This is a genomic window from Pseudomonas sp. H1_D05, from assembly GCF_054682705.1.
On sequence record NZ_CP162825.1, the window covers coordinates 2,441,145 to 2,461,495 of the forward strand.

General features: G+C 60.4%; 16 protein-coding genes. 11 read left to right on the forward strand and 5 right to left on the reverse strand.

Features of this window, described 5'->3' with window-relative positions:
- Nucleotides 1–11: 11 nt before the first annotated feature.
- The 6 genes from parE to AB4O11_RS11065 all read left to right on the forward strand — a co-directional run bounded on the left by parE (nucleotide 12) and on the right by AB4O11_RS11065 (nucleotide 7,939).
- A complete protein-coding gene (gene parE / locus AB4O11_RS11040; protein ID WP_034151667.1) occupies nucleotides 12–1,919 on the forward strand; it encodes a DNA topoisomerase IV subunit B in 1,908 nt (635 codons plus the stop codon).
- Nucleotides 1,919–2,908: an esterase-like activity of phytase family protein gene (locus tag AB4O11_RS11045; RefSeq protein WP_460130648.1), complete on the forward strand. Its 990-nt coding sequence runs from the start codon at nucleotides 1,919–1,921 to the stop codon at nucleotides 2,906–2,908. Before parE ends, AB4O11_RS11045 begins: the two co-directional genes overlap by 1 nt.
- A gap of 333 nt (nucleotides 2,909–3,241) precedes the next feature.
- Nucleotides 3,242–4,243 carry an esterase-like activity of phytase family protein gene (locus AB4O11_RS11050; protein WP_460131080.1) on the forward strand — a complete coding sequence of 334 codons (1,002 nt, stop codon included), beginning with the start codon at nucleotides 3,242–3,244 and terminating at the stop codon, nucleotides 4,241–4,243.
- Between the two features lie 2 nt (nucleotides 4,244–4,245).
- Entirely contained in the window at nucleotides 4,246–4,779 is a 534-nt protein-coding gene (locus AB4O11_RS11055; protein ID WP_460089646.1) for a retropepsin-like aspartic protease family protein, read from the forward strand.
- A gap of 7 nt (nucleotides 4,780–4,786) precedes the next feature.
- Nucleotides 4,787–7,051, forward strand: coding sequence for a DNA topoisomerase IV subunit A (parC, locus tag AB4O11_RS11060; RefSeq protein WP_093430157.1), 2,265 nt, complete (start codon nucleotides 4,787–4,789; stop codon nucleotides 7,049–7,051).
- A 177-nt stretch (nucleotides 7,052–7,228) separates the two neighbouring features.
- Nucleotides 7,229–7,939 (forward strand): PqiC family protein, encoded by a 711-nt coding sequence (locus tag AB4O11_RS11065; RefSeq protein ID WP_093430158.1) that lies wholly within the window; start codon nucleotides 7,229–7,231, stop codon nucleotides 7,937–7,939.
- 347 nt (nucleotides 7,940–8,286) lie between these two features.
- Here AB4O11_RS11065 and AB4O11_RS11070 read toward each other — a convergent pair whose 3' ends face one another.
- Nucleotides 8,287–9,792: an AhpA/YtjB family protein gene (locus AB4O11_RS11070; protein ID WP_093430159.1), complete on the reverse strand. Its 1,506-nt coding sequence runs from the start codon at nucleotides 9,790–9,792 to the stop codon at nucleotides 8,287–8,289.
- Nucleotides 9,793–9,926: 134 nt separating this feature from the next.
- Here AB4O11_RS11070 and serB point away from each other — a divergent pair, with 134 nt between their 5' ends.
- Entirely contained in the window at nucleotides 9,927–11,141 is a 1,215-nt protein-coding gene (gene serB / locus AB4O11_RS11075) for a phosphoserine phosphatase SerB (protein WP_460130649.1), read from the forward strand.
- Nucleotides 11,142–11,260: 119 nt separating this feature from the next.
- Here the strand turns inward: serB and AB4O11_RS11080 are convergent, their stop codons facing one another.
- The gene (locus AB4O11_RS11080; RefSeq protein WP_460130650.1) at nucleotides 11,261–13,015 is read right to left on the reverse strand and encodes a molecular chaperone; all 1,755 of its coding nucleotides are present in this window, start codon (nucleotides 13,013–13,015) and stop codon (nucleotides 11,261–11,263) included.
- 220 nt (nucleotides 13,016–13,235) lie between these two features.
- Between AB4O11_RS11080 and AB4O11_RS11085 the strand changes: the two genes are divergently transcribed.
- Nucleotides 13,236–13,637, forward strand: a complete 402-nt coding sequence (locus AB4O11_RS11085; protein WP_460130652.1) for a lectin OAA family protein — start codon at nucleotides 13,236–13,238, stop codon at nucleotides 13,635–13,637.
- Between the two features lie 69 nt (nucleotides 13,638–13,706).
- Here AB4O11_RS11085 and asd read toward each other — a convergent pair whose 3' ends face one another.
- Genes asd through AB4O11_RS11100 form a run of 3 tightly spaced genes read right to left on the reverse strand, consistent with a single transcriptional unit; the run spans nucleotide 13,707 to nucleotide 16,982 of the window.
- Nucleotides 13,707–14,567, reverse strand: coding sequence for an archaetidylserine decarboxylase (gene asd / locus AB4O11_RS11090; protein ID WP_460130653.1), 861 nt, complete (start codon nucleotides 14,565–14,567; stop codon nucleotides 13,707–13,709).
- Nucleotides 14,568–14,585: 18 nt separating this feature from the next.
- On the reverse strand, nucleotides 14,586–15,401 hold the full coding sequence (gene rhdA / locus AB4O11_RS11095) for a thiosulfate sulfurtransferase (RefSeq protein ID WP_258709152.1): 816 nt from the start codon (nucleotides 15,399–15,401) through the stop codon (nucleotides 14,586–14,588).
- Between the two features lie 42 nt (nucleotides 15,402–15,443).
- Entirely contained in the window at nucleotides 15,444–16,982 is a 1,539-nt protein-coding gene (locus AB4O11_RS11100; protein WP_460130654.1) for an HDOD domain-containing protein, read from the reverse strand.
- 167 nt (nucleotides 16,983–17,149) lie between these two features.
- Here AB4O11_RS11100 and motA point away from each other — a divergent pair, with 167 nt between their 5' ends.
- From motA to AB4O11_RS11115, 3 genes are all read left to right on the forward strand, one after another.
- Nucleotides 17,150–18,001: a flagellar motor stator protein MotA gene (motA, locus tag AB4O11_RS11105; RefSeq protein ID WP_460130655.1), complete on the forward strand. Its 852-nt coding sequence runs from the start codon at nucleotides 17,150–17,152 to the stop codon at nucleotides 17,999–18,001.
- 3 nt (nucleotides 18,002–18,004) lie between these two features.
- Entirely contained in the window at nucleotides 18,005–19,081 is a 1,077-nt protein-coding gene (gene motB / locus AB4O11_RS11110) for a flagellar motor protein MotB (RefSeq protein ID WP_460130657.1), read from the forward strand.
- 90 nt (nucleotides 19,082–19,171) lie between these two features.
- Nucleotides 19,172–20,335 carry a sterol desaturase family protein gene (locus AB4O11_RS11115; protein WP_460089653.1) on the forward strand — a complete coding sequence of 388 codons (1,164 nt, stop codon included), beginning with the start codon at nucleotides 19,172–19,174 and terminating at the stop codon, nucleotides 20,333–20,335.
- Nucleotides 20,336–20,351 lie beyond the last annotated feature (16 nt).

The window sequence follows — 20,351 nt, forward strand, 5'->3', positions numbered from 1 at the left end:
GACGAGACCCTATGGCCACTCCCAGCGCTAGCTCTTATAACGCCGACGCCATCGAAGTCCTCTCGGGCCTCGACCCGGTGCGCAAACGCCCCGGCATGTACACCGACACCAGTCGGCCGAACCACCTCGCCCAGGAAGTCATCGACAACAGTGTCGACGAAGCCCTGGCGGGTCACGCCAGATCGGTGCAGGTCATCCTGCACGCCGACCATTCGCTGGAAGTCAGTGACGACGGCCGTGGCATGCCGGTCGACATTCATCCGGAAGAGGGCGTGTCGGGTGTCGAGCTGATCCTCACCAAGCTCCACGCGGGCGGCAAGTTTTCCAACAAGAACTACCAGTTCTCCGGCGGTCTGCACGGCGTGGGTATTTCCGTGGTCAACGCCTTGTCGACCGAAGTCCGTGTGCGCGTAAAACGTGACGGCAACGAATACCAGATGACCTTCAACGACGGTTTCAAAGCCTCGGAACTGGAAATCGTCGGCACCGTCGGCAAGCGCAACACCGGCACCAGCGTGTACTTCGCGCCGGACCCGAAATACTTCGATTCACCGAAATTCTCCATCAGCCGCCTCAAGCACGTGCTCAAGGCCAAGGCTGTGCTGTGCCCGGGGCTGCTGGTCAGCTTCGAAGACAAAGGCACCGGCGAGAAAGTCGAGTGGCATTACGAAGACGGTCTGCGTTCCTATCTGGTCGATGCGGTCAGCGAGTTCGAACGCCTGCCGGACGAGCCGTTCTGCGGCGCTTTCGCCGGTAATAAAGAAGCCGTCGACTGGGCCCTGCTGTGGCTGCCGGAAGGTGGCGACGCGGTGCAGGAAAGCTACGTCAACCTGATCCCGACGGCGCAGGGCGGTACTCACGTCAACGGTCTGCGTCAGGGCCTGCTTGATGCGATGCGCGAGTTCTGCGAATTCCGCAGCCTGCTGCCGCGCGGCGTCAAGCTGGCGCCGGAAGACGTCTGGGAGCGCATCGCGTTCGTCCTGTCGATGAAGATGCAGGAGCCGCAATTCTCCGGCCAGACCAAAGAGCGTCTGTCATCGCGTGAAGCGGCGGCGTTTGTCTCTGGTGTGGTCAAGGACGCGTTCAGCCTGTGGCTCAACGCCAACCCGGAAACCGGTCTGGCCCTGGCGGAACTGGCGATCAACAACGCCGGTCGTCGTCTTAAGGCAAGCAAGAAAGTCGAGCGTAAACGTGTGACTCAGGGGCCAGCGTTGCCGGGCAAACTGGCGGACTGCGCCGGGCAGGACCCGATGCGTTCCGAGCTGTTCCTGGTCGAAGGTGATTCCGCTGGTGGTTCCGCCAAGCAAGCGCGGGACAAAGAGTTCCAGGCGATCCTGCCGTTGCGCGGCAAGATCCTCAACACCTGGGAAGTCGATGGCAGCGAAGTACTCGCCAGCCAGGAAGTGCACAACATCGCCGTGGCCATCGGTGTCGATCCGGGTGCGGCGGATATGAGCCAGCTGCGTTACGGCAAGATCTGCATCCTTGCCGACGCCGACTCGGACGGTCTGCACATCGCAACGCTGCTCTGCGCATTGTTCGTCCAGCATTTCCGCCCGCTGGTGGATGCCGGTCACGTCTACGTGGCGATGCCGCCGCTGTACCGCATCGACCTGGGCAAAGAAATCTACTACGCCCTCGACGAAGCCGAGCGCGACGGCATTCTCGACCGTCTGGTCGCCGAGAAGAAGCGCGGCAAACCCCAGGTCACCCGATTCAAAGGTCTGGGTGAAATGAACCCGCCGCAGTTGCGTGAGACCACAATGGACCCGAACACTCGGCGTCTGGTGCAACTGACGCTGGGTGAAGACTTCGCCGAAACCTCGGAAATGATGGACATGCTGCTGGCGAAGAAACGCGCCGGTGACCGCAAGACCTGGCTCGAATCCAAAGGCAACCTCGCCGAGGTGCTGGCCTGATGCGGTTTGGCTGGGCCTTGGCGGGTGCGTTGCTGCTGAGTGCGATGGGCGTGTCGGCCGAGCCGTTGCAGGAATTGCGCGTGCTCTCCGAGCACCCGGTCGACGGCATGCGCGGCGGCAACCTGTCGGGGCTGGCCATGTGCGGCAGCGAGTTGTGGACGGTGTCGGACCGCGATGACGATCAGATCTATCGGCTCAATACCGCCGATCAGGTCTGGCAGGCCGAAGCCTTGCACATCGACGTGCCCCTGGTGCCGGAGACCGGTCTGCCGTGGGGGTTGCGCTCGCGCAATTGGGCCGCATCGTTCGTGCGCGGTGGCGACCTGGATTTCGAAGGCATCAGTTGCGACAGTGCCGGCAATCGCTACATTGTCAGCGAGGGCCATGCGGCAGTCTTGCAGGTGCCCGTCAGCGGCCCGGTCAACTGGCTGAAGATCTCGCCGATGATGGTTCGCGAAGCACGGGCCAGCGGCATGCTCCTGCATTTCAATGCGATCTTCGAGGGCTTGGCGATCAATCCGGCGGGCGATCAGATGTGGCTGGCTGCCGAACGGCAAAGCCGTGGCTTGCTGCTGATCAAGCGCCAGCAGACGGTGTGGGATTGCGACGGTCGTTGCGTGCTGCTCAGCGAGGGCGGCAAGGAAATGCAGCCGCCGCAGTTCCCGAAGGCCGGAGCGGTCGACCGGGACTTTTCCGACCTTTCATTGTTTAACGGCAAATTGTTTACCCTTGAGCGCAACGCCTTTCAGATTTGTCGGCGCGATGCGCAGACCGCCAAGGTCGAGCGTTGCTGGTCGTACGCCGCTGAACTGTTGCAGGCCAACCGCCGTTATTCGCAGAACTTCGGGCTGGAAGAGGCGCTGATCGTTGACGCTGATGGTGCGTGGGTCGGCGTCGACAATAATTTCGGCCCGCGGGCCGACGGTGAGGTTCGGCCGATCGTCTGGCGCTTCGCCGCGCCTGACGGTGGCTGGAGCGCCAAGCCTTAGCGTACTGCGTCCGAGTATTGCTGACGGGTATTTGCCGATCTGTGAGCAGATCAGGAAACTGCTGCAATACTCCAATCGGGACGGCCCTGGCCGTTGTGAGTGAGAACGCTTGAGGCGGCTCACTCGCGCAGGTTTTGGAGGGTGTGCCGGAAGCAAGGCGCGCTGGATGATTTACAGGTTTGCTGCGCTGGCCGCTGATTGAACAGCGAGCCATGAAGTGCAGACAATGAAGCTCTGAAGCAATGCTGTCGAGAAAGTAGTGTGATCGTTGAATTCCGACATGTCGTGCAAGGCTCGGGGAAACTTGAAACGCCGACTGCGGGAGATTCAATGATGAAACTCAACCTCTTTATTGCGGGTTTTTTGCTTGTCTGGAGTTCGCTGGGACTGGCCGCCGACCCGGAACTGCGGTTGCTTTCTGAGCATCCGGTGGAGGGGATGCGCGGAGGCAATCTGTCCGGGCTGGCCAAGTGTGGCGAGCAGTTGTGGACGGTGTCGGATCGTGACGACGACCGGATCTACCGGCTCGATAAGCAAGACAAGGTGTGGAAGGCCGAGGCTGTTTTGATTAATGTTCCACCGGTGCCTGAAGATCCCGGCCGGACGTTGGCCATGAAAACCCAGAGCTTTTTCAGATCGCTTGCGGGTAACGGTGCGTTGGACTTTGAAGGGATCACCTGCGACGCTAGCCAGAATCGCTACATTCTCAGTGAAACGTATTCAGCCATTCTCAAGATCTCACCCAGTGGAGAACTGGCCTGGTTGCGCATCTCGTCGCAGGTGCTGACTATGGCGCGAGAGGCTGGGCTGGCTACGCACGCCAATGCGTTGTTTGAAGGCTTGGCGGTTTCCGGCATTCTTGGCAGTGAAATCTGGCTGGCTGCAGAGCGGCAAAAAAGAGGGTTGGTCAAAATCAGGCGGCTACTGACTCCTCCCCTTGATAACAAATGGTACTGTTTTTCCATTTGTGTGCTCATGACCGAGGGAGGACTGGCGCCGCAACCGCCGCAATTTCCAGGCTCCAAACCGGTAGAGAAGGATTTTTCGGATATTGCTCTATTCAATAACAAACTGTTTCTCCTGGATCGCAACGCTTTCAAAATCTGTCGGCATGAAATGTTGACGGGTAAACAGGAACGCTGCTGGTCATTCGCTGCGGATGCACTGGTTCCGAATCGTCAATATGCGTCCGAACACGGACTGACCGAGGCGTTGCTGGTCGACGCGCAAGGCGCGTGGATTGGCGTCGACAACAATTTTGCAACCCGCGCCGATGGCGAGTCTCGCCCAATTGTGTGGCGCTTTGCAGCGCCTGAGGGCGGCTGGATTCAATGAGTATGGGTGAACAACGACAACAACCCCCGGGCAAGCGCGCCGGTCGGGTGCTGATGATTCTGGCATGGTGCGCGGCGCTGTTTCTGGCGACGCGGTTTTTTGGCCAGTGGGAGCAACGCCAGCAGAATCCGAACGTCGTGGTCAGTTCGGAGCAGGGCGAAGGGTTTATCGAGGTGAAGCTGGCCGGCAATGCCCAAGGGCATTTTGTCGCCAGCGGTCAGATCAACGGCGAACCGGTCGAGTTCATGCTCGACACCGGCGCAACCGATGTGGCGATCCCGGCGGATCTGGCCAAGCGTTTGAAGCTGGAAGAAGGTTTCGGTGTGACCCTGAGCACGGCCAATGGCCTGAGCCAGGGCTATCGAACCAAAATCGACCGCCTGCAACTCGGTGACATCGTGCTGCGCGACGTCCGCGCACTGGTGGCGCCGGGGCTGCATGGCGATCAGGTGCTGCTCGGCATGAGCGCCCTGAACAAACTTGAATTTACTCAGCGCGGTGGCACCATGCTGCTGCGCCAGACAACGAACCGATGAGGCCTGCATGAGCAACCCCCTTGATCTCAGCCTGGACGGTGTAGAACGCCGCTCGTTGGCCGACTTCACCGAAAGTGCCTACCTCAACTACTCCATGTACGTGATCATGGACCGTGCTCTGCCGCATATCGGCGACGGCCTGAAACCGGTACAGCGGCGTATCGTCTACGCCATGAGCGAGCTGGGGCTGGACGCCGACTCCAAGCACAAGAAATCGGCGCGTACCGTCGGTGACGTGCTCGGTAAATTCCACCCGCACGGTGACTCGGCGTGCTACGAAGCGATGGTGCTGATGGCGCAGCCTTTCAGCTATCGCTACACGCTGGTCGACGGTCAGGGTAACTGGGGTGCGCCGGACGATCCGAAGTCCTTCGCCGCCATGCGTTACACCGAAGCACGTCTGTCGCGTTATTCCGAAGTGCTGCTCAGCGAACTGGGCCAGGGCACTGCCGACTGGGGCCCGAACTTCGACGGCACCTTACAAGAGCCGCTGGTGCTGCCGGCACGCCTGCCGAACATCCTGCTCAACGGCACCACCGGTATTGCCGTGGGCATGGCCACCGACGTGCCGCCACATAACCTGCGCGAAGTCGCCACCGCTTGCGTGCGTCTGCTCGATGAGCCGAAAGCCACGGTCGAGCAGCTCTGCGAACACATTCAGGGTCCGGACTATCCGACCGAAGCGGAAATCATTACGCCGCGCGCCGACTTGCTAAAGATGTACGAAACCGGCAAGGGCTCGGTGCGCATGCGCGCCGTGTACCACGTCGAGGACGGCGACATCATCGTCACCGCGCTGCCGCATCAGGTGTCCGGCGCCAAGGTGCTGGAGCAGATCGCCGCGCTGATGCAGGCCAAGCCGTCGAAAGCCCCGCAGATCGCTGACCTGCGCGACGAATCCGACCACGAAAATCCGTGCCGCATCGTGATCATTCCGGTCAACAGCCGCGTCGATCATGAAGCGCTGATGCAGCACTTGTTCGCCAGCACCGAGCTGGAGTCGACCTACCGGGTCAACGTCAACATCATCGGTCTGGACGGCAAGCCGCAGCTGAAAAACCTGCGAGCGCTGCTGGTCGAGTGGCTGGAATTCCGCGTGCTGACCGTACGTCGTCGCCTGCAATTCCGCCTCGACAAGGTCGAGCGTCGTCTGCACCTGTTGGACGGTTTGCTGATCGCCTACCTCAACCTGGATGAAGTGATCCACATCATCCGTACCGAGGAGCATCCGAAGGCCAAGCTGATCGAGCGTTTCGCCCTCAGTGAAATTCAGGCCGACTACATCCTCGACACCCGTCTGCGTCAGTTGGCGCGACTGGAAGAGATGAAGCTGCGCGACGAGCAGGACGAACTGCTCAAGGAACAAGCCAAGCTGCAAGCCCTGCTGGGCAGCGAAGCCAAGCTGAAGAAGCTGGTGCGCACCGAACTGTTGAAAGACGCCGAAACCTACGGCGATGACCGTCGGTCGCCAATCGTCGAGCGCGCTGAAGCCAAGGCGCTGACCGAACACGATCTGCTGCCGAACGAAAAAGTCACCGTGGTGCTGTCTGAAAAAGGCTGGATCCGTTCGGCCAAAGGTCATGACATCGACGCCACGGGCCTGTCGTACAAGGCCGGTGATGGCTTCAAGACCTCAGCAGCGGGGCGCTCCAACCAGTTTGCGGTGTTTATCGACTCGACTGGCCGCAGCTACTCGGTCGCCGCGCACACCCTGCCATCGGCTCGGGGCCAGGGCGAGCCGTTGACCGGTCGTCTGACACCACCGCCCGGTGCGAGCTTCGAATGCGTGCTGATGCCGGAAGACGACGCGTTGTACGTGATCGCTTCCGACGCCGGTTACGGTTTTGTGGTCAAGGGCGAAGACCTGCAAGCCAAGAACAAGGCCGGTAAAGCCCTGTTGAGCCTGCCGAACAACGCCAAAGTCATCGCGCCACGTCCGGTGGCCGATCGTGAGCACAACTGGCTGGCGTCGGTCACGACCGAAGGTCGCCTGCTGATCTTCAAAATCAGCGATCTGCCACAATTAGGTAAGGGCAAAGGCAACAAGATCATCGGTATTTCCGGTGAACGTGTGGCCAGTCGCGAAGAATATGTCACGGACATCGCCGTCCTTCCGGAAGGCGCCACCTTGGTGCTGCAGGCCGGAAAACGGACCCTGTCGCTGAAGGCCGATGACCTCGAACACTACAAAGGTGAGCGTGGGCGTCGTGGCAATAAGCTGCCGAGGGGCTTCCAGAGAGTGGATGCGCTGCTCGTCGAAAACCTCAATTAGGCGCCCTAGAGCGTTGGATCTACGATTTAACGCGTAGATCGACGCTTTGGCGCTGGAGTCGGAACGCATATTCACGGATGATATGGCCTTTCCAAGCGCCGGCGTGGCCGAGCGTTCTTCATATTTATTGAGTATTTTCACTGTGGTCAGCCTTGTGGCGGCCACCTGGACGGGATGATGACTGCTCTGCGCCCCCTTATTTTCCTGCTCGCCGGCGTTTTGGGCCTGGCGGGTTGCAGCGTTCACCAGCCGGTGTCGCTGTATCAACTGGACAGTGGAAGTCCGGTTCAGCCTGCGCAAAGCGCGGGCATGGCGGTTCTTTTGGGTCCGGTAGTCGTAGCCGATTACCTGCAACGTGAGACATTGCTGCAACGTCAACCCGATGGCAGCCTGCAAGCAGCGACAGACGGTCGTTGGGCTGGCAGCCTTTCGTCGGATATCGATCAGTTGCTGATGCGTCAGGTTGCTGGCCATCTGGACAGCCAGCGTGTAGTGCTGGCACCGGCCACTACGGGGTTCACTCCGGATGTGCAGGTGTTGCTGACCATCACGCGTCTGGACTCTGGCCAGAAACAACCGGCGATTCTCGATGCTCAATGGCGTTTGATCGACCGTCGTGGTCAGGTGCGCGATAACCGCATCGTTCATCTGCAAGAGCTGCATGCCGGCAGTACCGCTTCGCAGGTTCAGGCCCAGGGCATTTTGCTGCAGCGTCTGGCCGAGCAATTGTCGGTAGCGCTCAAGCCGTTGGCCAATCAGCCACCGGTGGCCGAGGCACCGCGTAAAGCGGCACCAAAACCGGCAGCGCCGGCGGCGGAATCAGAGAAACAACCGAAGATTCCGATGGCATCGCCGATTCGGACAGACATGGAAGTGTTCCGCTTCTAAGCTGGATCGAGTCAGAACAGAGCCCGCCTTGTGCGGGCTTTGTTGTGTCTGGGGTTCTGCGCGAAAGATCAAAAGCCCCTCACCCCAGCCCTCTCCCTGAGGGAGAGGGGGCCGACCGAGATGTCTGGCGCCATGCATCGACCTGAACGATCCTGGCGGTTATGGATTCAAAGCAGGACGTGCAGGTCGGTGTATTCCGGCAATAATCCCGGATCGGTCTCCTCTCCCTGTGGGAGAGGGCTAGGGTGAGGGGCTTTTCAGGGTGCTTGCAATCTCGATAACACCGGCCACAAAAAAGCCCGCAGACAATCACTCGTCTGCGGGCTTCCGTGTTTCAGGCCTTAGGCTTACGCCCGGCGCTCATGCATCCGCGCCAGTTGCCGTTCCAGCATCGACGGATACGGTTCCATCAACCGCTCCACGCAGCAAGCCCCCTCAGGGCTGGCGATTGGCCGGATCCGTGCACGCTGGCGTATCAGCGCATCGTCGCCGATCTTGCGTTCGACCAGCAGCAGGTTACGGCTGTGCTGCGACAAGGCCAGCGCATCCTGCGCCGAATCGGTCAGCAGCAGATCAATCTGACTCAAGCCGAACAACTCATCGCCCAGAGTCAGGCCCAGCTGCAGTTGCAGGGTGATGCCGCTGTCTGCGACTTCAATCTGCAACTGATGACCCAAGGCCCGCAGCAACTCGCCGCAGCAGATTGCGTTGGTCAGGTAATCGTCACCGCTGTCTTCGGTGTGGAAGAGCATCAGCGTGCTGCCGTCGTTGAGGGTTTCGATTTCACCCTGATACAGCGAAGCAGCCTGATCGAGGCAGTCACGATAACGCTCCTGCAATTCTTCCAGGCGTGCCCGCGGCAAGCGGCGCAGTTGTTCCTGTGAGCCCAGTTGTACCGCCAGCACAGCGCTGTGTTGTGGCACGCTCGGGGTCGCCTTGCGGGCGACCGGTTGTGGCGCAACGTCCAGCGATTCATCGCGCAGATCAGCGAACGCGTCATCGTCATCATCGTCTTCGACGGTGCTGACCAGATGTCGCGGTGCAGGCTTCTGCGCGGCCATCGGACGGGTTTCGTCGAAACTCGGATCACGCAAGTTGCGCACCTCGAATTCCGGCTCGTCCTCTTCGTCCTCGAACTCAGGCTCCGGTTCCGGTGCTGGCTCCGGCGCGTAGTTGGCGTGCAGCTGACGCGCCAGATCGCCGATTTCATCCTGACGATCAATGCCCGGTGTGTGTTCGTCGATGCGTCGCAACCAGACACGCAATTGCAGCAACGGCGTCGACAGATAGCGGCCCATGCGCAGGCTCAGGGCCAGCGACAGCGCCAACAGGATCCCGCTGAGAATGCCCATGCTTTGCAGGCTGATGGTCATCGGCTGCTGGAACTGATCCATGTCCAGGCTGATGCGCAGTTGCCCGGCAGTCACGTCCTGGAAGGTGATCTTGCTCTCGTACATGCCCTCGGCTTCGCCCAGCAGGCTGTGCTTGGGCCGCTGACCGGACTCGGCGAGGATGCGGTTATCCACGCTGTAGATCGCCGCGTGGGCCACCAGTTTGTTCTTGGTCAGGTTGTTGAGCAGCACGTTGAGGCTGAGGATGTCGTTGGACACCAACAGCTCGGTGGCCGAGGTCGCGGTCTGCGTGGTCAGGCTTTCGCCCAGCGCATCGGCCTGCTGGTGCATGGCCTGCTTGAATTGCAAACCCATCACGCCGGCATAGATCACCAGGGCCAGAGCGACCAGGATCACGTTATGGCTGGCAATGCGCAATGCAATCGGTACACGGCGGTGGCGCAGTGCACGGAAGATCAGCAGGAAGAAGTTATCGGTTTTAACTGGCGTGGGCCGGTTCACTGAGCTCGGCTCTTTTGTCCGTGAAGTTGACGCGCAGTATAGCGACAGGCCCTAGACCGGCAAAGCGCTCGCGGTGCCCGATGGTCACTGAAAGTGGGTAGAATGCGGTTTTTTTCCAGTTGCGGGGGTGCGCGTTGCGCGAAATCGTCCTGATTAACATCACGGGAGTCGACCGTCCGGGTCTGACTGCGGCCATTACCGGCGTTCTGGCACAAGGTGGTGTGAACATTCTCGACATCGGTCAGGCGGTGATCCACGACACCCTGTCGTTCGGCATCCTGGTTGAAATCCCCGATTCCGAGCAAGGCAAGTCCGTGCTCAAGGACATTCTGTTCAAGGGCTACGAGCTCGATCAGCAGGTACGCTTTACGCCGGTGTCCGAAGAGGATTACCAGCAATGGGTGGGTAATCAGGGCAAGAAACGCCACATCGTCACCCTGTTGACCCGCAAAGTGACCGCTGGCCAATTGCAGGCTGTCAGCTCGATCACCTCCAAATATGGCCTGAATATCGATCACATCGACCGTCTGTCGGGTCGCATGCCACTGGACACGCCAGCGGACAAGGGCAAGGGCTGCATCGAGTTCTCCGTGCGTGGCGAAGCCGCCGATCCACAGGCGCTGCGTGCCGAATTCCTCAGCGTTGCCCAAGCGCTGAACGTCGACATCGCCTTTCAGGAAGACTCGCTGTTCCGGCGCAACCGTCGTCTGGCGGTGTTCGACATGGACTCGACGCTGATCGAGGCCGAGGTCATTGACGAGCTGGCCAAGGCTGCCGGCGTGGGCGAGCAGGTGTCCGAAATCACTGAGCGGGCCATGGCCGGCGAGCTGGATTTCCGCGCCAGTTTCAAAGAGCGTCTGGCCTTGCTCAAAGGTCTGGATGTCAGCGTGCTGGACTCGATCGGCGCTTCTCTGCGTCTGACCGAAGGCGCCGAAACGCTGTTCGCGGAACTCAAGCGACTGGGCTACAAGACCGCGATCCTGTCCGGCGGCTTCACCTATTTCGCCAAGCAATTGCAGGCCAAACTCGGCATCGACTATGTGTTTGCCAACGAACTGGAAGTGGTCGATGGCAAGTGTACCGGCGTGGCGATCGAGCCGATCGTCGATGCTCAACGCAAGGCTGATTTGCTCAAAGAGCTGGCACACAAGGAAGGTTTGCGTCTGGAGCAGACCATCGCGGTCGGCGACGGTGCGAATGACCTGCCGATGCTGGCGATTGCCGGTTTGGGCGTAGCGTTCCGTGCCAAGCCGTTGGTGAAGCAGTCGGCGAAGCAGGCGATTTCGACGTTGGGGCTGGATGGCGTGTTGTATCTGCTGGGTTTCCGTGATCGCGACGGGCAGCTCTGAGATCTCTATCGCCTGACTTGGCCTCTTCGCGAGCAGGCTCGCTCCCACAGTTGAAATGTATTCCAATGTGGGAGCGAGCCTGCTCGCGAAGGTTGCGCCGCCGATCCATCGGCGGGCACTTAAAGCGATTTCCACAACGAATCAAAATCCTCCTCGCTCCCGCCATTGCGCGCGACCTCCAGCGAGCGATAGGCGAACTGATTGAAACTGTGCGTACTCGCCACCCGTCGATCCAGCCCGGCGCGGTGTTCTTCGCCTTGGGTATTGATCAGCACTTTACTGCCTTCCTGAAACGGCAAGCGCGGCGCCAGCAAGGTTGCTGGCAAATCTATCGCACTGATCTCCGGTAACAATAATCCGCGCAGATACTGACTGTGATCGTCCCGTGAACGCACCAGTTGCAGGCCGCAAGGCTGGGCATGTGGCGCCACCAGCTCAATGCCCATTTGCGTGCCGCCGCCGCGCACCTGGCGGATCCAGCGAATGACCGCAATGCTCCAGCCCAGACTGACACTGTCCTGAATGCCGAGCATTTCCCCGGCCTGCAGCTCGGCGGGCACTTCATTTGGCCACGCCAGGCAATATCCACCGGGGCTGTGATTGATCACCGGCAGGGCATGGGTCGGGTAATGCGGCGTACTGTCCGTGCCGCTTTCATCCTCGAGCAAATGGTCGTACTGGATTTCCTCGTAAGGCAAAAATTCATCAGTTTTGCTTTGCGGTGCGGCGTCGAAAGCCTGGCTCCAACTGTCCTTTTCACCTTTGGCGACGGCACTGCTGAAATTCGCCGAGCGCGTTCCGGGGTGTTTGAGCAGCTCGCTGAAACTGCGCTCGCCACCCAGATAAAAGTGCAGCGCGCTCATGCCCACGCACACGGTTAGATGGCCTTGGCCGACGGTGCGCTGAAAGCTGCGCTCGGCGGCTTGTCCCCAGGTGGCATGCAGGTGTTGCAGGGTGTCGAAGCTGAGCCCGGGCGGAACGGGCAGCGGCGTCGATGCGGGCTGGTGCTGCAAATGCGCTTCGATGGCGTTCACCAGTGGCTGCGGATCGAAGCCGAGCAATCCGGCCTGTTCTTCGCTGCGAAACATGTTGCGGTAGCGCGGGCCGGTATCGATCACCGGGCTGATCGCAAACAGTCCTTCGCTCGAGCGACCGGGATGCAATTTGAGCAGGGCGCTCCACGGTTCGAGTACTTCAGCCAATCGGGCGATCTGGTTCTGCCGCAATTGATTGCAGCGGGCACTGCCCAGGAGCAGGGCGGCGATGTAAGTCTGTTCAAGCGTGAGTTCGGTGGTGAGGCTGGCGAGATCGTCGTGGACCCGGCGCTGTTGCAGTTGCAGTTCGCAGGCGATGCGATACAGCTGATGCAGTTCGAACCACACCTGCTCCGGTGCCGCGCTGTACAGTTGCGTCGCACGCAGTAGTTGACCCTTGAGAGCATGGGCCGCCCGTTGCAGGGCCGTGCTGACCAATATCGCGCGATCCTTGCTGTACTTCGGCGCAATCCGCAACATGATCTGTTTGTAGCCGACGGCCAGATGGCTTTGCAGCGCCTGACACAAATTGCTGATCTTGCGTGAACGCTCGTCGAGCATGATCGCCTGATGCAGGAAGTGCCGTTCCAGATGCTGGCAGACGAAATACACCTCGGGTCGCAGCAGCTCCAGCAGGTTGAGGCGATTGTCACTGGGGGTGAGCAATTGATTGAGTTCGCCCAGGCCTTGATACAGCAGGCGGGCGGTTTCACCGATGTTGGCCTTGGGCAGGCCGGCGATCCAGCGCTTGAGGTCGCGCGGCGTTGCTTCGCAAAACGACAGACGCGTTTGCGTCGGGGTCGGGGCGCTCAGGGAGGGTTGGGGACGAGACTCACTCATGCCTTGACGTGCTCCGGCGGCGGAAGGGGCAATGCCCAAAACTCTAGCAGCTGTGGTCTGTTTCGCTGGGTAGCGTCAGACTTTTTGACCGCTGGTCTGCTGGCCGGATGCCATTCCCCAAGCCCTACTAGTCTCTCAGGCGTGCGATCGGAAACGCACGGTTGCACGGCCTGCCGTCAACCTCGGGCAGGTCTCCCGAAACTTCAAGGAGATGAGGTTCATGTCTAAATATGCAGTGGCAAATCAATGGGGTGGCAGTTCGGCGCCGTGGCATCCGGGTGGAACCTGGGTACTCGGCGGGCGGGACAACCAGAATGTCGTCGCGATCGAGATCAAGTCGCGCGATGACGGTAAAACGTTCACCGGCACCATGACCTATGTCGGGGAAGGTCCCATTGGCTTCAAAGCGCAGCGCACCGGTCAGAACCAGTACAACGTCGAGAATCAGTGGGGTGGCAATGATGCCCCATGGCATCCGGGCGGCAAGTGGGTGATTGGCGGCCGGGACAATCAGAACGTTATCGCGTTGAGCGTCACGTCCAGTGACGGAGGGAAAAACCTCAGTGGCACCAATACCTATGCCAACGAAGGCCCGATCGGCTTTCTTGGGCAAATAGAGTAACGGCACCACCGAGTCGTATCCGCCTTTTCGCAGACGTGTGAAAAGGCGGATCAGTGGCTCACATCATGTTCAGGCTTTTGGCAGCGCCAGGCCTTGACCCATCTGCACTGGCGAACCCGCCACCAGCTCTTGCGCCCATGTCACCTGATCCGGCCCGAACAGCACGATCGCGGTCGAACCCAGTTTGAAGCGACCCAGTTCGGCGCCTTTTTCCAGATGGATCGGCGCGCGGGCGGCTTCGTCGTAGCGGAAGGTTTTCAGCTCGCGCTTCGGTGGGGTGACCAGGCCGGCCCACACGGTTTCGATCGAAGCGACGATCATCGCACCCACCAGCACCACGGCCATCGGCCCGCGCTCGGTGTCGAAAATGCACGCCACGCGCTCGTTGCGGGCGAACAGTTCCGGAACGTTTTCTGCGGTGGTCTGGTTGACCGAGAAGATCCGGCCCGGGATGTAGACCATTTCGCGCAGGGTGCCGGCCAGCGGCATGTGCACGCGGTGGTAGTCCTTCGGCGACAGGTAAATGGTGGCGAAGTCGCCGCCCATGAACGGTGCAGCGTTAGCCGCATCACCGCCGAGCAGTTCCAGCACGCTGAAGCTGTGGCCCTTGGCCCGGAACACGCGACCGTGTTCGATCGGGCCAAGCTGGCTGACCGCACCGTCGGCCGGGCTGAGGATCGCGCCCGGGGTTTCGTCCAGTGGACGCGCGCCGTCTTTCAGGGCGCGGGTGAAGAAGGCGTTGAAGTGCTCGTAGGCAGTGAGGTCTTCGACCAGCGCTTGCGACATGTCCACCTGGTAGCGCTTGGCGAACCATTGGGTGAAGGCATTCTTGAACCAGCGCACGCGGCACTCGGCAATGCAGCCGGCCAGACGCGACAGCAGGTGATGAGGCAGCAGGTACTGGCTGAGGATAAACAGACGCTCTTTCATTAGTTGTCCTTAAAAACCTTAAATCTCGACTGGCGTGTCAGGGTGGTTGCCCCATTCGCCCCAGGAACCGGCGTAGCCCTTGACCCGCGGATAACCGAGGGATTTGGCCACCAGATAAGTGAAGCCCGACCGGTGATGGGTCTGGCAGTGGGTAATGATTTCTTTGTCCTTGGTGATCCCGAGGTCTTCGAGGATCTGCGGCATGTCTGTGCGAATGCGCAACTGACGGGCCTTGTCCATGCCGGCAGTCCATTCGAAATTGACCGCGCCGGGGATGTGCCCAGCCTTGGCGGCCAGCACTTTCTCACCGGAATACTCCAGCGGCCCGCGCGCATCCCAGATCGCCAGATCGGCAGCACCGAGGCGGCTTTGCAGGTATTCACGGGTCGCGGTCGGTTCTTCATGCAGGGTCAATGGCACAGGGCCGCCCACTGCAGGCGGAACCTGGATCGACATCGGCATGCCGGCCGCCAGCCACGCCGGCAGACCGCCGTCGACGTAGTGATATTTGTCGTGACCAATCACGTCGAGCAGCCAGATGAAACGCCCGGCCCAACCGCCGCCTTCGTCGTCATAGACCACGTAGACCGCATCTTTGCGATGGCCCAGCTCACCGAATAACGCTTCGAGATCGGCTTTCGCCGGTAGCAGTCCCGGCGCCGGCGGCTGGCCGAGCTGGGTGCGCTTGGGATCGACAAAGCGTGCGCCGGGAAAGTGACCTTCGGCATAACGGGCAGGGCTGGTCAGGTCCACCAGAATCAGTTCAGGGGAGTCGAGACGCGGGAGCAGGTCGCTCGCCTCGATGACGAGCGGCAAGCCAGAGAAGTCAGACATGTGAGGTCTCCAGAGCACAAAGGGGAGGATTGTAGCGCAGCCTCATCGGCCGCGGCTGCTAAAGCTGTGCAGGGCTTTTTCGATGCACTGTGCGGTTTTGCCAAAGGCTTGCACGGTGATATCAGCGAACGGCCCGCCGCCCTGATCGGCGACGGCAATCATGATCACCCGGCCGTTATTGACCAGGGAACGCAGGAACAGATGCTCGCCACGAAACAGGGTGCGCAGGCTCGCTGGCAGCAGAGCGGAGAACTGAGCGTTGTTCTCGGGATTGATCCGCACCTGCGCCTGTTGCGCGAGCAGCCGTTGCAAGACCTTGCTCTGGCTGACGACGAAATTCAGCGCCGCGGCTTCTTTCGGTAGCCCGGCGGTTTGATTCACGCGCAGATTGGACTGTGTGCGATCGGCCATCAGGATCATCACCCGGCGCATGCCGCTGGCAACCAGCGCATCGCGAGCGGCGACGGTCAGGCTCATGGCATTGGTGAAGCGGCTTGGCTCGGCTAATAGCTCGGCGCATTGCTGGCGCCATTGCGTCAGATCTTCCGAGGTTGGCGCAGCTGCGGGCAGCATGCCGGCTGGCAAACGATGGGTGCCCCATGGCCACAGCAACGAAACCGCCGGATGCCACAGGTCGGGCATCGCATGATGGCGTGCGCTGTTGGCGGCTTGCTGGTGCAACTGTTGTTGCACTTCATCCATGGAAATCTGCAGATAAAGGCTGGTCAGGTACTGCCAGCGTTCGCTGTGCGGACTGTCCCACGCCTGTTGCGCAGACAGTGCCAGGCCGTTGGCCAGCAGCACGGTGTTGGCCGGCTGGTTGAGCCAGCGGCGCAGGGTCGGGTCGTCATCGAGGCGGTTTTGCTGGCGCAACGGATGTTCGCTGTCGCGGGCGATGCGCAGCACTTTGACCAGTTCGCGCTGTTCACTCAGCAGCAGCTTATAACCCTGCTGCACCCAGATCGGCAGGTGCCAGACTTGCACCAGCGCCTCGGCGATTTTCAGCAGGCGTACGCCGAACAATTGCTTTTCGACCACGCGCGCCGATTCGCCCTTGTGGATAACCCGCAGTTCCCATTCTTCGAGCAATTGCGGATAAGTCAGCGCCAATGGCCACAGCGGCGACAAAAACAACAGGCTGCCCCAATGAATGTCCTGCCACAGCCGCGCCAGGCGACTGGCGAAAAAACCGTTGGCCTGTTGCGTCGCGTGCTGGCTGATCATCTGTAACTGGCGCAGGGCCTTGGGGATTTGCATCTGCGGTTCAGCCGGCAGGCGCGCGAGCAATTCTTCAGTCCGCGCCAGGCCGAGACGGTTGATCGCCACCTCGAGATTTTCCGCCGGTGCGGCCATGGTGCCGTGGGTGTGACGATTCGCCTCACGGATGATGCTCAAGGCCAGTGCCGGGCTGTCCTGCATCAGGTCGGCGATGTCGCGCAGCGAGCTGCGATTGTCGCGGATCGCCCGACAGACTTTGTCGTGAGCCTCTTGCGGCACGGGCAGCCGGACGCTGTCGAGCAGCTTGACCCAGCCGTCGAGCGTGGTCGGTTTTGCGTATGGGACGTTCGTTTCATTAGCCATGTCTGGACGGGATCTTCACTGACTGTAGACGCGCCCGGCATGGGCTAAAATTGGCTTTTCGCCTGAACTGGCTATAGTCTGGCGCAGTTTTGCCGATAAGTAGAAGAAGAGATTTTTTAACTTCCGAATATGACCTTGAACCCGACTTAAATAAGTACTTTCTACCTATGGCTAAAATTATCGGCATCATCGTCGTATTCGCGAGCGTGCTCGGCGGATACGTGCTCTCCCACGGCAAGATTGCCGCCCTGATCCAGCCCTTCGAGGTGATGATCATTGGTGGTGCGGCACTGGGTGCATTCCTCCAGGCCAACCCCGGTTACATGACGATGCACGTGCTCAAGAAATCCCTGAGCATGTTCAGTTCGCGCTTCAGCCACACGTTCTATCTGGAAGTGCTCGGGCTGATCTACGAGATCCTCAACAAGAGCCGCCGCGAAGGCATGATGGCCATCGAAGGCGACATCGAAGATGCCGCTGCGAGCCCGATCTTCGCCAAGTACCCGGCAGTCCTCAAAGACGAGCGCATGACCGCGTTCATCTGCGATTACCTGCGCATCATGTCGTCCGGCAACATGGCGCCGCACGAGCTGGAAGGCTTGTTCGACATGGAACTGTACAGCCTGAAAGAAGACCTTGAGCATCCATCTCATGCGGTGAACGGCATCGCCGATGCCATGCCCGGTTTCGGTATCGTCGCGGCGGTACTCGGTATCGTGGTGACCATGGCCTCGCTGGGTGAAGGCGATCAGAAGTCCATCGGTCTGCACGTTGGTGCGGCACTGGTCGGTACCTTCTTCGGTATTCTCGCGGCGTACGGTTTCTTCGGCCCATTGGCGCATTCCCCGGCTCATGATGCCAAGGAAGAGCTGAACGTCTACGAAGCCATCAAGGCCTCGCTGGTGGCTTCGGCTTCCGGCATGCCGCCTTCGCTGGCGGTCGAGTTCGGTCGCAAGGTTTTGTACCCGGCGCACCGTCCAAGCTTCGCCGAGCTGGAACAAGCGGTTCGCGGTCGCTAAGTCATGGAAAATAATCAGCCGATTATCATCAAGCGCGTCAAGCGCATAGCCGGCGGGCATCACGGCGGGGCGTGGAAAATCGCCTTCGCCGACTTCGCCACGGCGATGATGGCGTTCTTCCTGGTGTTGTGGCTGCTGTCCACCGCCACGCCCGAGCAGAAGATCGCCATCGCCGGTTACTTCAAAGACCCGGTCGGCTTTTCCGAAAGCGGCACGCCGTACATCATCGACCTGGGCGGCACGCCGACCCCGGCGCCGGAAAACACCCTTAACCCGGAAGTGAAATCGCAGCCGCAGCCTGACAAGGTTACGGTCGATACTGAACAGGTTGAAGGCATGGCCGAGCAGGTCGAGAAGGAGCGTCTGGAACTGCTGCTGCAAGAACTGCAGAACAAGGTCGACGAGAACCCGCAACTGCAGAAATTCAAGGATCAGATCCTCTTCGAGATCACTCCGAATGGCTTGCGCATCCAGATCATGGACGCCGAGAACCGGCCGATGTTCGACTCCGGTTCTGCACGCCTGAAACCGTACTTCGAAGACATCCTGCTGGCCATGGCCGACACCATCAAAGCGGTGCCGAACAAGATCAGTATCAGCGGCCACACTGATGCCAAGCCTTATATCGGTACCGGTGATTACGGTAACTGGGAGCTATCGGCCAACCGTGCCAACGCTGCCCGGCGTGCCTTGGTTGCCGGTAGCTATCCGGATGCGCAAGTGGCGCGGGTCGTCGGTTATGCCTCGTCGGCGCTGTTCGACAAGGAAAACCCGTTCAACCCGGTCAACCGTCGCATCGACATTGTGGTGTTGACCAAAAAAGCCCAGGCGGCCATCGAAGGTTCGCAAGGTGCGGATCCGGCGAAACCGGCGGATCAAGGTCAGAATGGTGCCGCTCCGGCAGCCCCAGTCGACCCGAATGCACTGCCGGCCGATCAGCAACCGGTGCCGGCGCACGAACTGCGCGAACGCCTGAACCTGTTCGACGACGCTGCGCCGAAACCGGCTGAGCCGGGGAGTGCGGGGCCTGCTCCCGCTGCTCCGCCAGTCACTGCACCGGCCCCCGCGCCGAAGCAGTGATCCACAAAAAGCCACGGTCTCCGTGGCTTTTTTGTATCTGCCTGCGTCGCAATGAGCAGTCGCAGTATTCGCAATCACGGAAGATCAGTAATGGAAAGACTCAAAGCCTATTTTCAGCGGCACGGCAACGCACCCTTCAAGTTTGGCGAGGGGCGGGTCAGTGGCTATATATCAGCCACCCTCGGGCTGTTGAGCCTGTTGGCGGTACTCTGCTTTCTCTTCCCGGAATGGCTGACCACGGCTGAACTGCGCAAGGTCTATGACGAGCAATTTGCGCGTACCACGCTGTTGCTCGGTCTGGTGCTGTCGTTCAGTCTCGGCACCCTGAATATCCTGCTCAACACGCGCAAACGTCTGGGGATTACCGGATTGGTGGCGTCGGGGCTGGCAGTGTTTCTGGGCGGTACCAATGTCCAGGTCAGCGCGATCGGGCAGACGCCGTACTCGCTCGGCCTGGACTGGTTTGTGCTGGCGCTGCTGGTGTCGGCCATCGTGTTCATTCCTCTGGAAAAGCTCTACTCCAAGGACCCCGAGCAAAACATCCTGCGCCCGCACTGGCGCACCGACCTGACCTACTTTTTCGTCAGCCACATGCTGGTGCAGTTCATCCTGATCTTCATCACCGCCTCGTCGAGTTACATCGCCGGCTGGGCGATGTCGCCGGGCTTGCAGGCCAGTGTCCAGAGCTTGCCACTGGTGGTGCAGTTTCTGCTGGCGATACTGGTCGCCGATCTCGGTCAGTACTGGCTGCACCGGCTCTACCATGTAGTGCCATGGCTGTGGCGCATTCACGCGGTGCATCACTCCAGTACGCACATGGACTGGCTCGCCGGCTCCCGCGTGCACTTCATTGAAATCCTGCTGACCCGCACTGGCGTGCTGGTGCCATTGATGCTGCTGGGCTTCGCGCCGCAAGCGTTGAATGCCTATGTAATCCTGGTCGGTGTTCAAGCGGTACTGGCCCACGCCAACGTGCGAATCAACGGCGGCTGGCTGAACTACCTGATCGTGCTGCCGCGCTATCACCATTGGCACCACGCCCGGCACAAGGACTACATCTACAAAAACTACGCGATCCACACGCCGCTGGTGGATATGCTCTTCGGTACGTTCAAGCTGCCGCCAAAGGAATGGCCGGTGCGTTATGGCGTGTTTGGCAAGGAGCTGCCGGGCGGGATTGTGCGTCAGCACCTGTATGCGTTTCGCCAGCCTGAGCCAAAGGTAGTTGTGCCAAAACCGCCGGCCAGCGTGTGAGGCAAAAAAAAGCCGC

Bases quoted from the DNA above. Each gene is read 5' to 3' on its own strand.
- AB4O11_RS11085 (WP_460130652.1), top strand. From the start codon at position 13,236: ATGTCTAAATATGCAGTGGCAAATCAATGGGGTGGCAGTTCGGCGCCG.
- motA (WP_460130655.1), top strand. From the start codon at position 17,150: ATGGCTAAAATTATCGGCATCATCGTCGTATTCGCGAGCGTGCTCGGC.
- AB4O11_RS11050 (WP_460131080.1), top strand. From the start codon at position 3,242: ATGAAACTCAACCTCTTTATTGCGGGTTTTTTGCTTGTCTGGAGTTCG.
- AB4O11_RS11045 (WP_460130648.1), top strand. From the start codon at position 1,919: ATGCGGTTTGGCTGGGCCTTGGCGGGTGCGTTGCTGCTGAGTGCGATG.
- AB4O11_RS11055 (WP_460089646.1), top strand. From the start codon at position 4,246: ATGGGTGAACAACGACAACAACCCCCGGGCAAGCGCGCCGGTCGGGTG.
- parE (WP_034151667.1), top strand. From the start codon at position 12: ATGGCCACTCCCAGCGCTAGCTCTTATAACGCCGACGCCATCGAAGTC.
- AB4O11_RS11065 (WP_093430158.1), top strand. From the start codon at position 7,229: ATGACTGCTCTGCGCCCCCTTATTTTCCTGCTCGCCGGCGTTTTGGGC.
- parC (WP_093430157.1), top strand. From the start codon at position 4,787: ATGAGCAACCCCCTTGATCTCAGCCTGGACGGTGTAGAACGCCGCTCG.
- asd (WP_460130653.1), bottom strand. From the start codon at position 14,567: ATGAAAGAGCGTCTGTTTATCCTCAGCCAGTACCTGCTGCCTCATCAC.
- rhdA (WP_258709152.1), bottom strand. From the start codon at position 15,401: ATGTCTGACTTCTCTGGCTTGCCGCTCGTCATCGAGGCGAGCGACCTG.
- AB4O11_RS11115 (WP_460089653.1), top strand. From the start codon at position 19,172: ATGGAAAGACTCAAAGCCTATTTTCAGCGGCACGGCAACGCACCCTTC.
- AB4O11_RS11100 (WP_460130654.1), bottom strand. From the start codon at position 16,982: ATGGCTAATGAAACGAACGTCCCATACGCAAAACCGACCACGCTCGAC.
- AB4O11_RS11080 (WP_460130650.1), bottom strand. From the start codon at position 13,015: ATGAGTGAGTCTCGTCCCCAACCCTCCCTGAGCGCCCCGACCCCGACG.
- motB (WP_460130657.1), top strand. From the start codon at position 18,005: ATGGAAAATAATCAGCCGATTATCATCAAGCGCGTCAAGCGCATAGCC.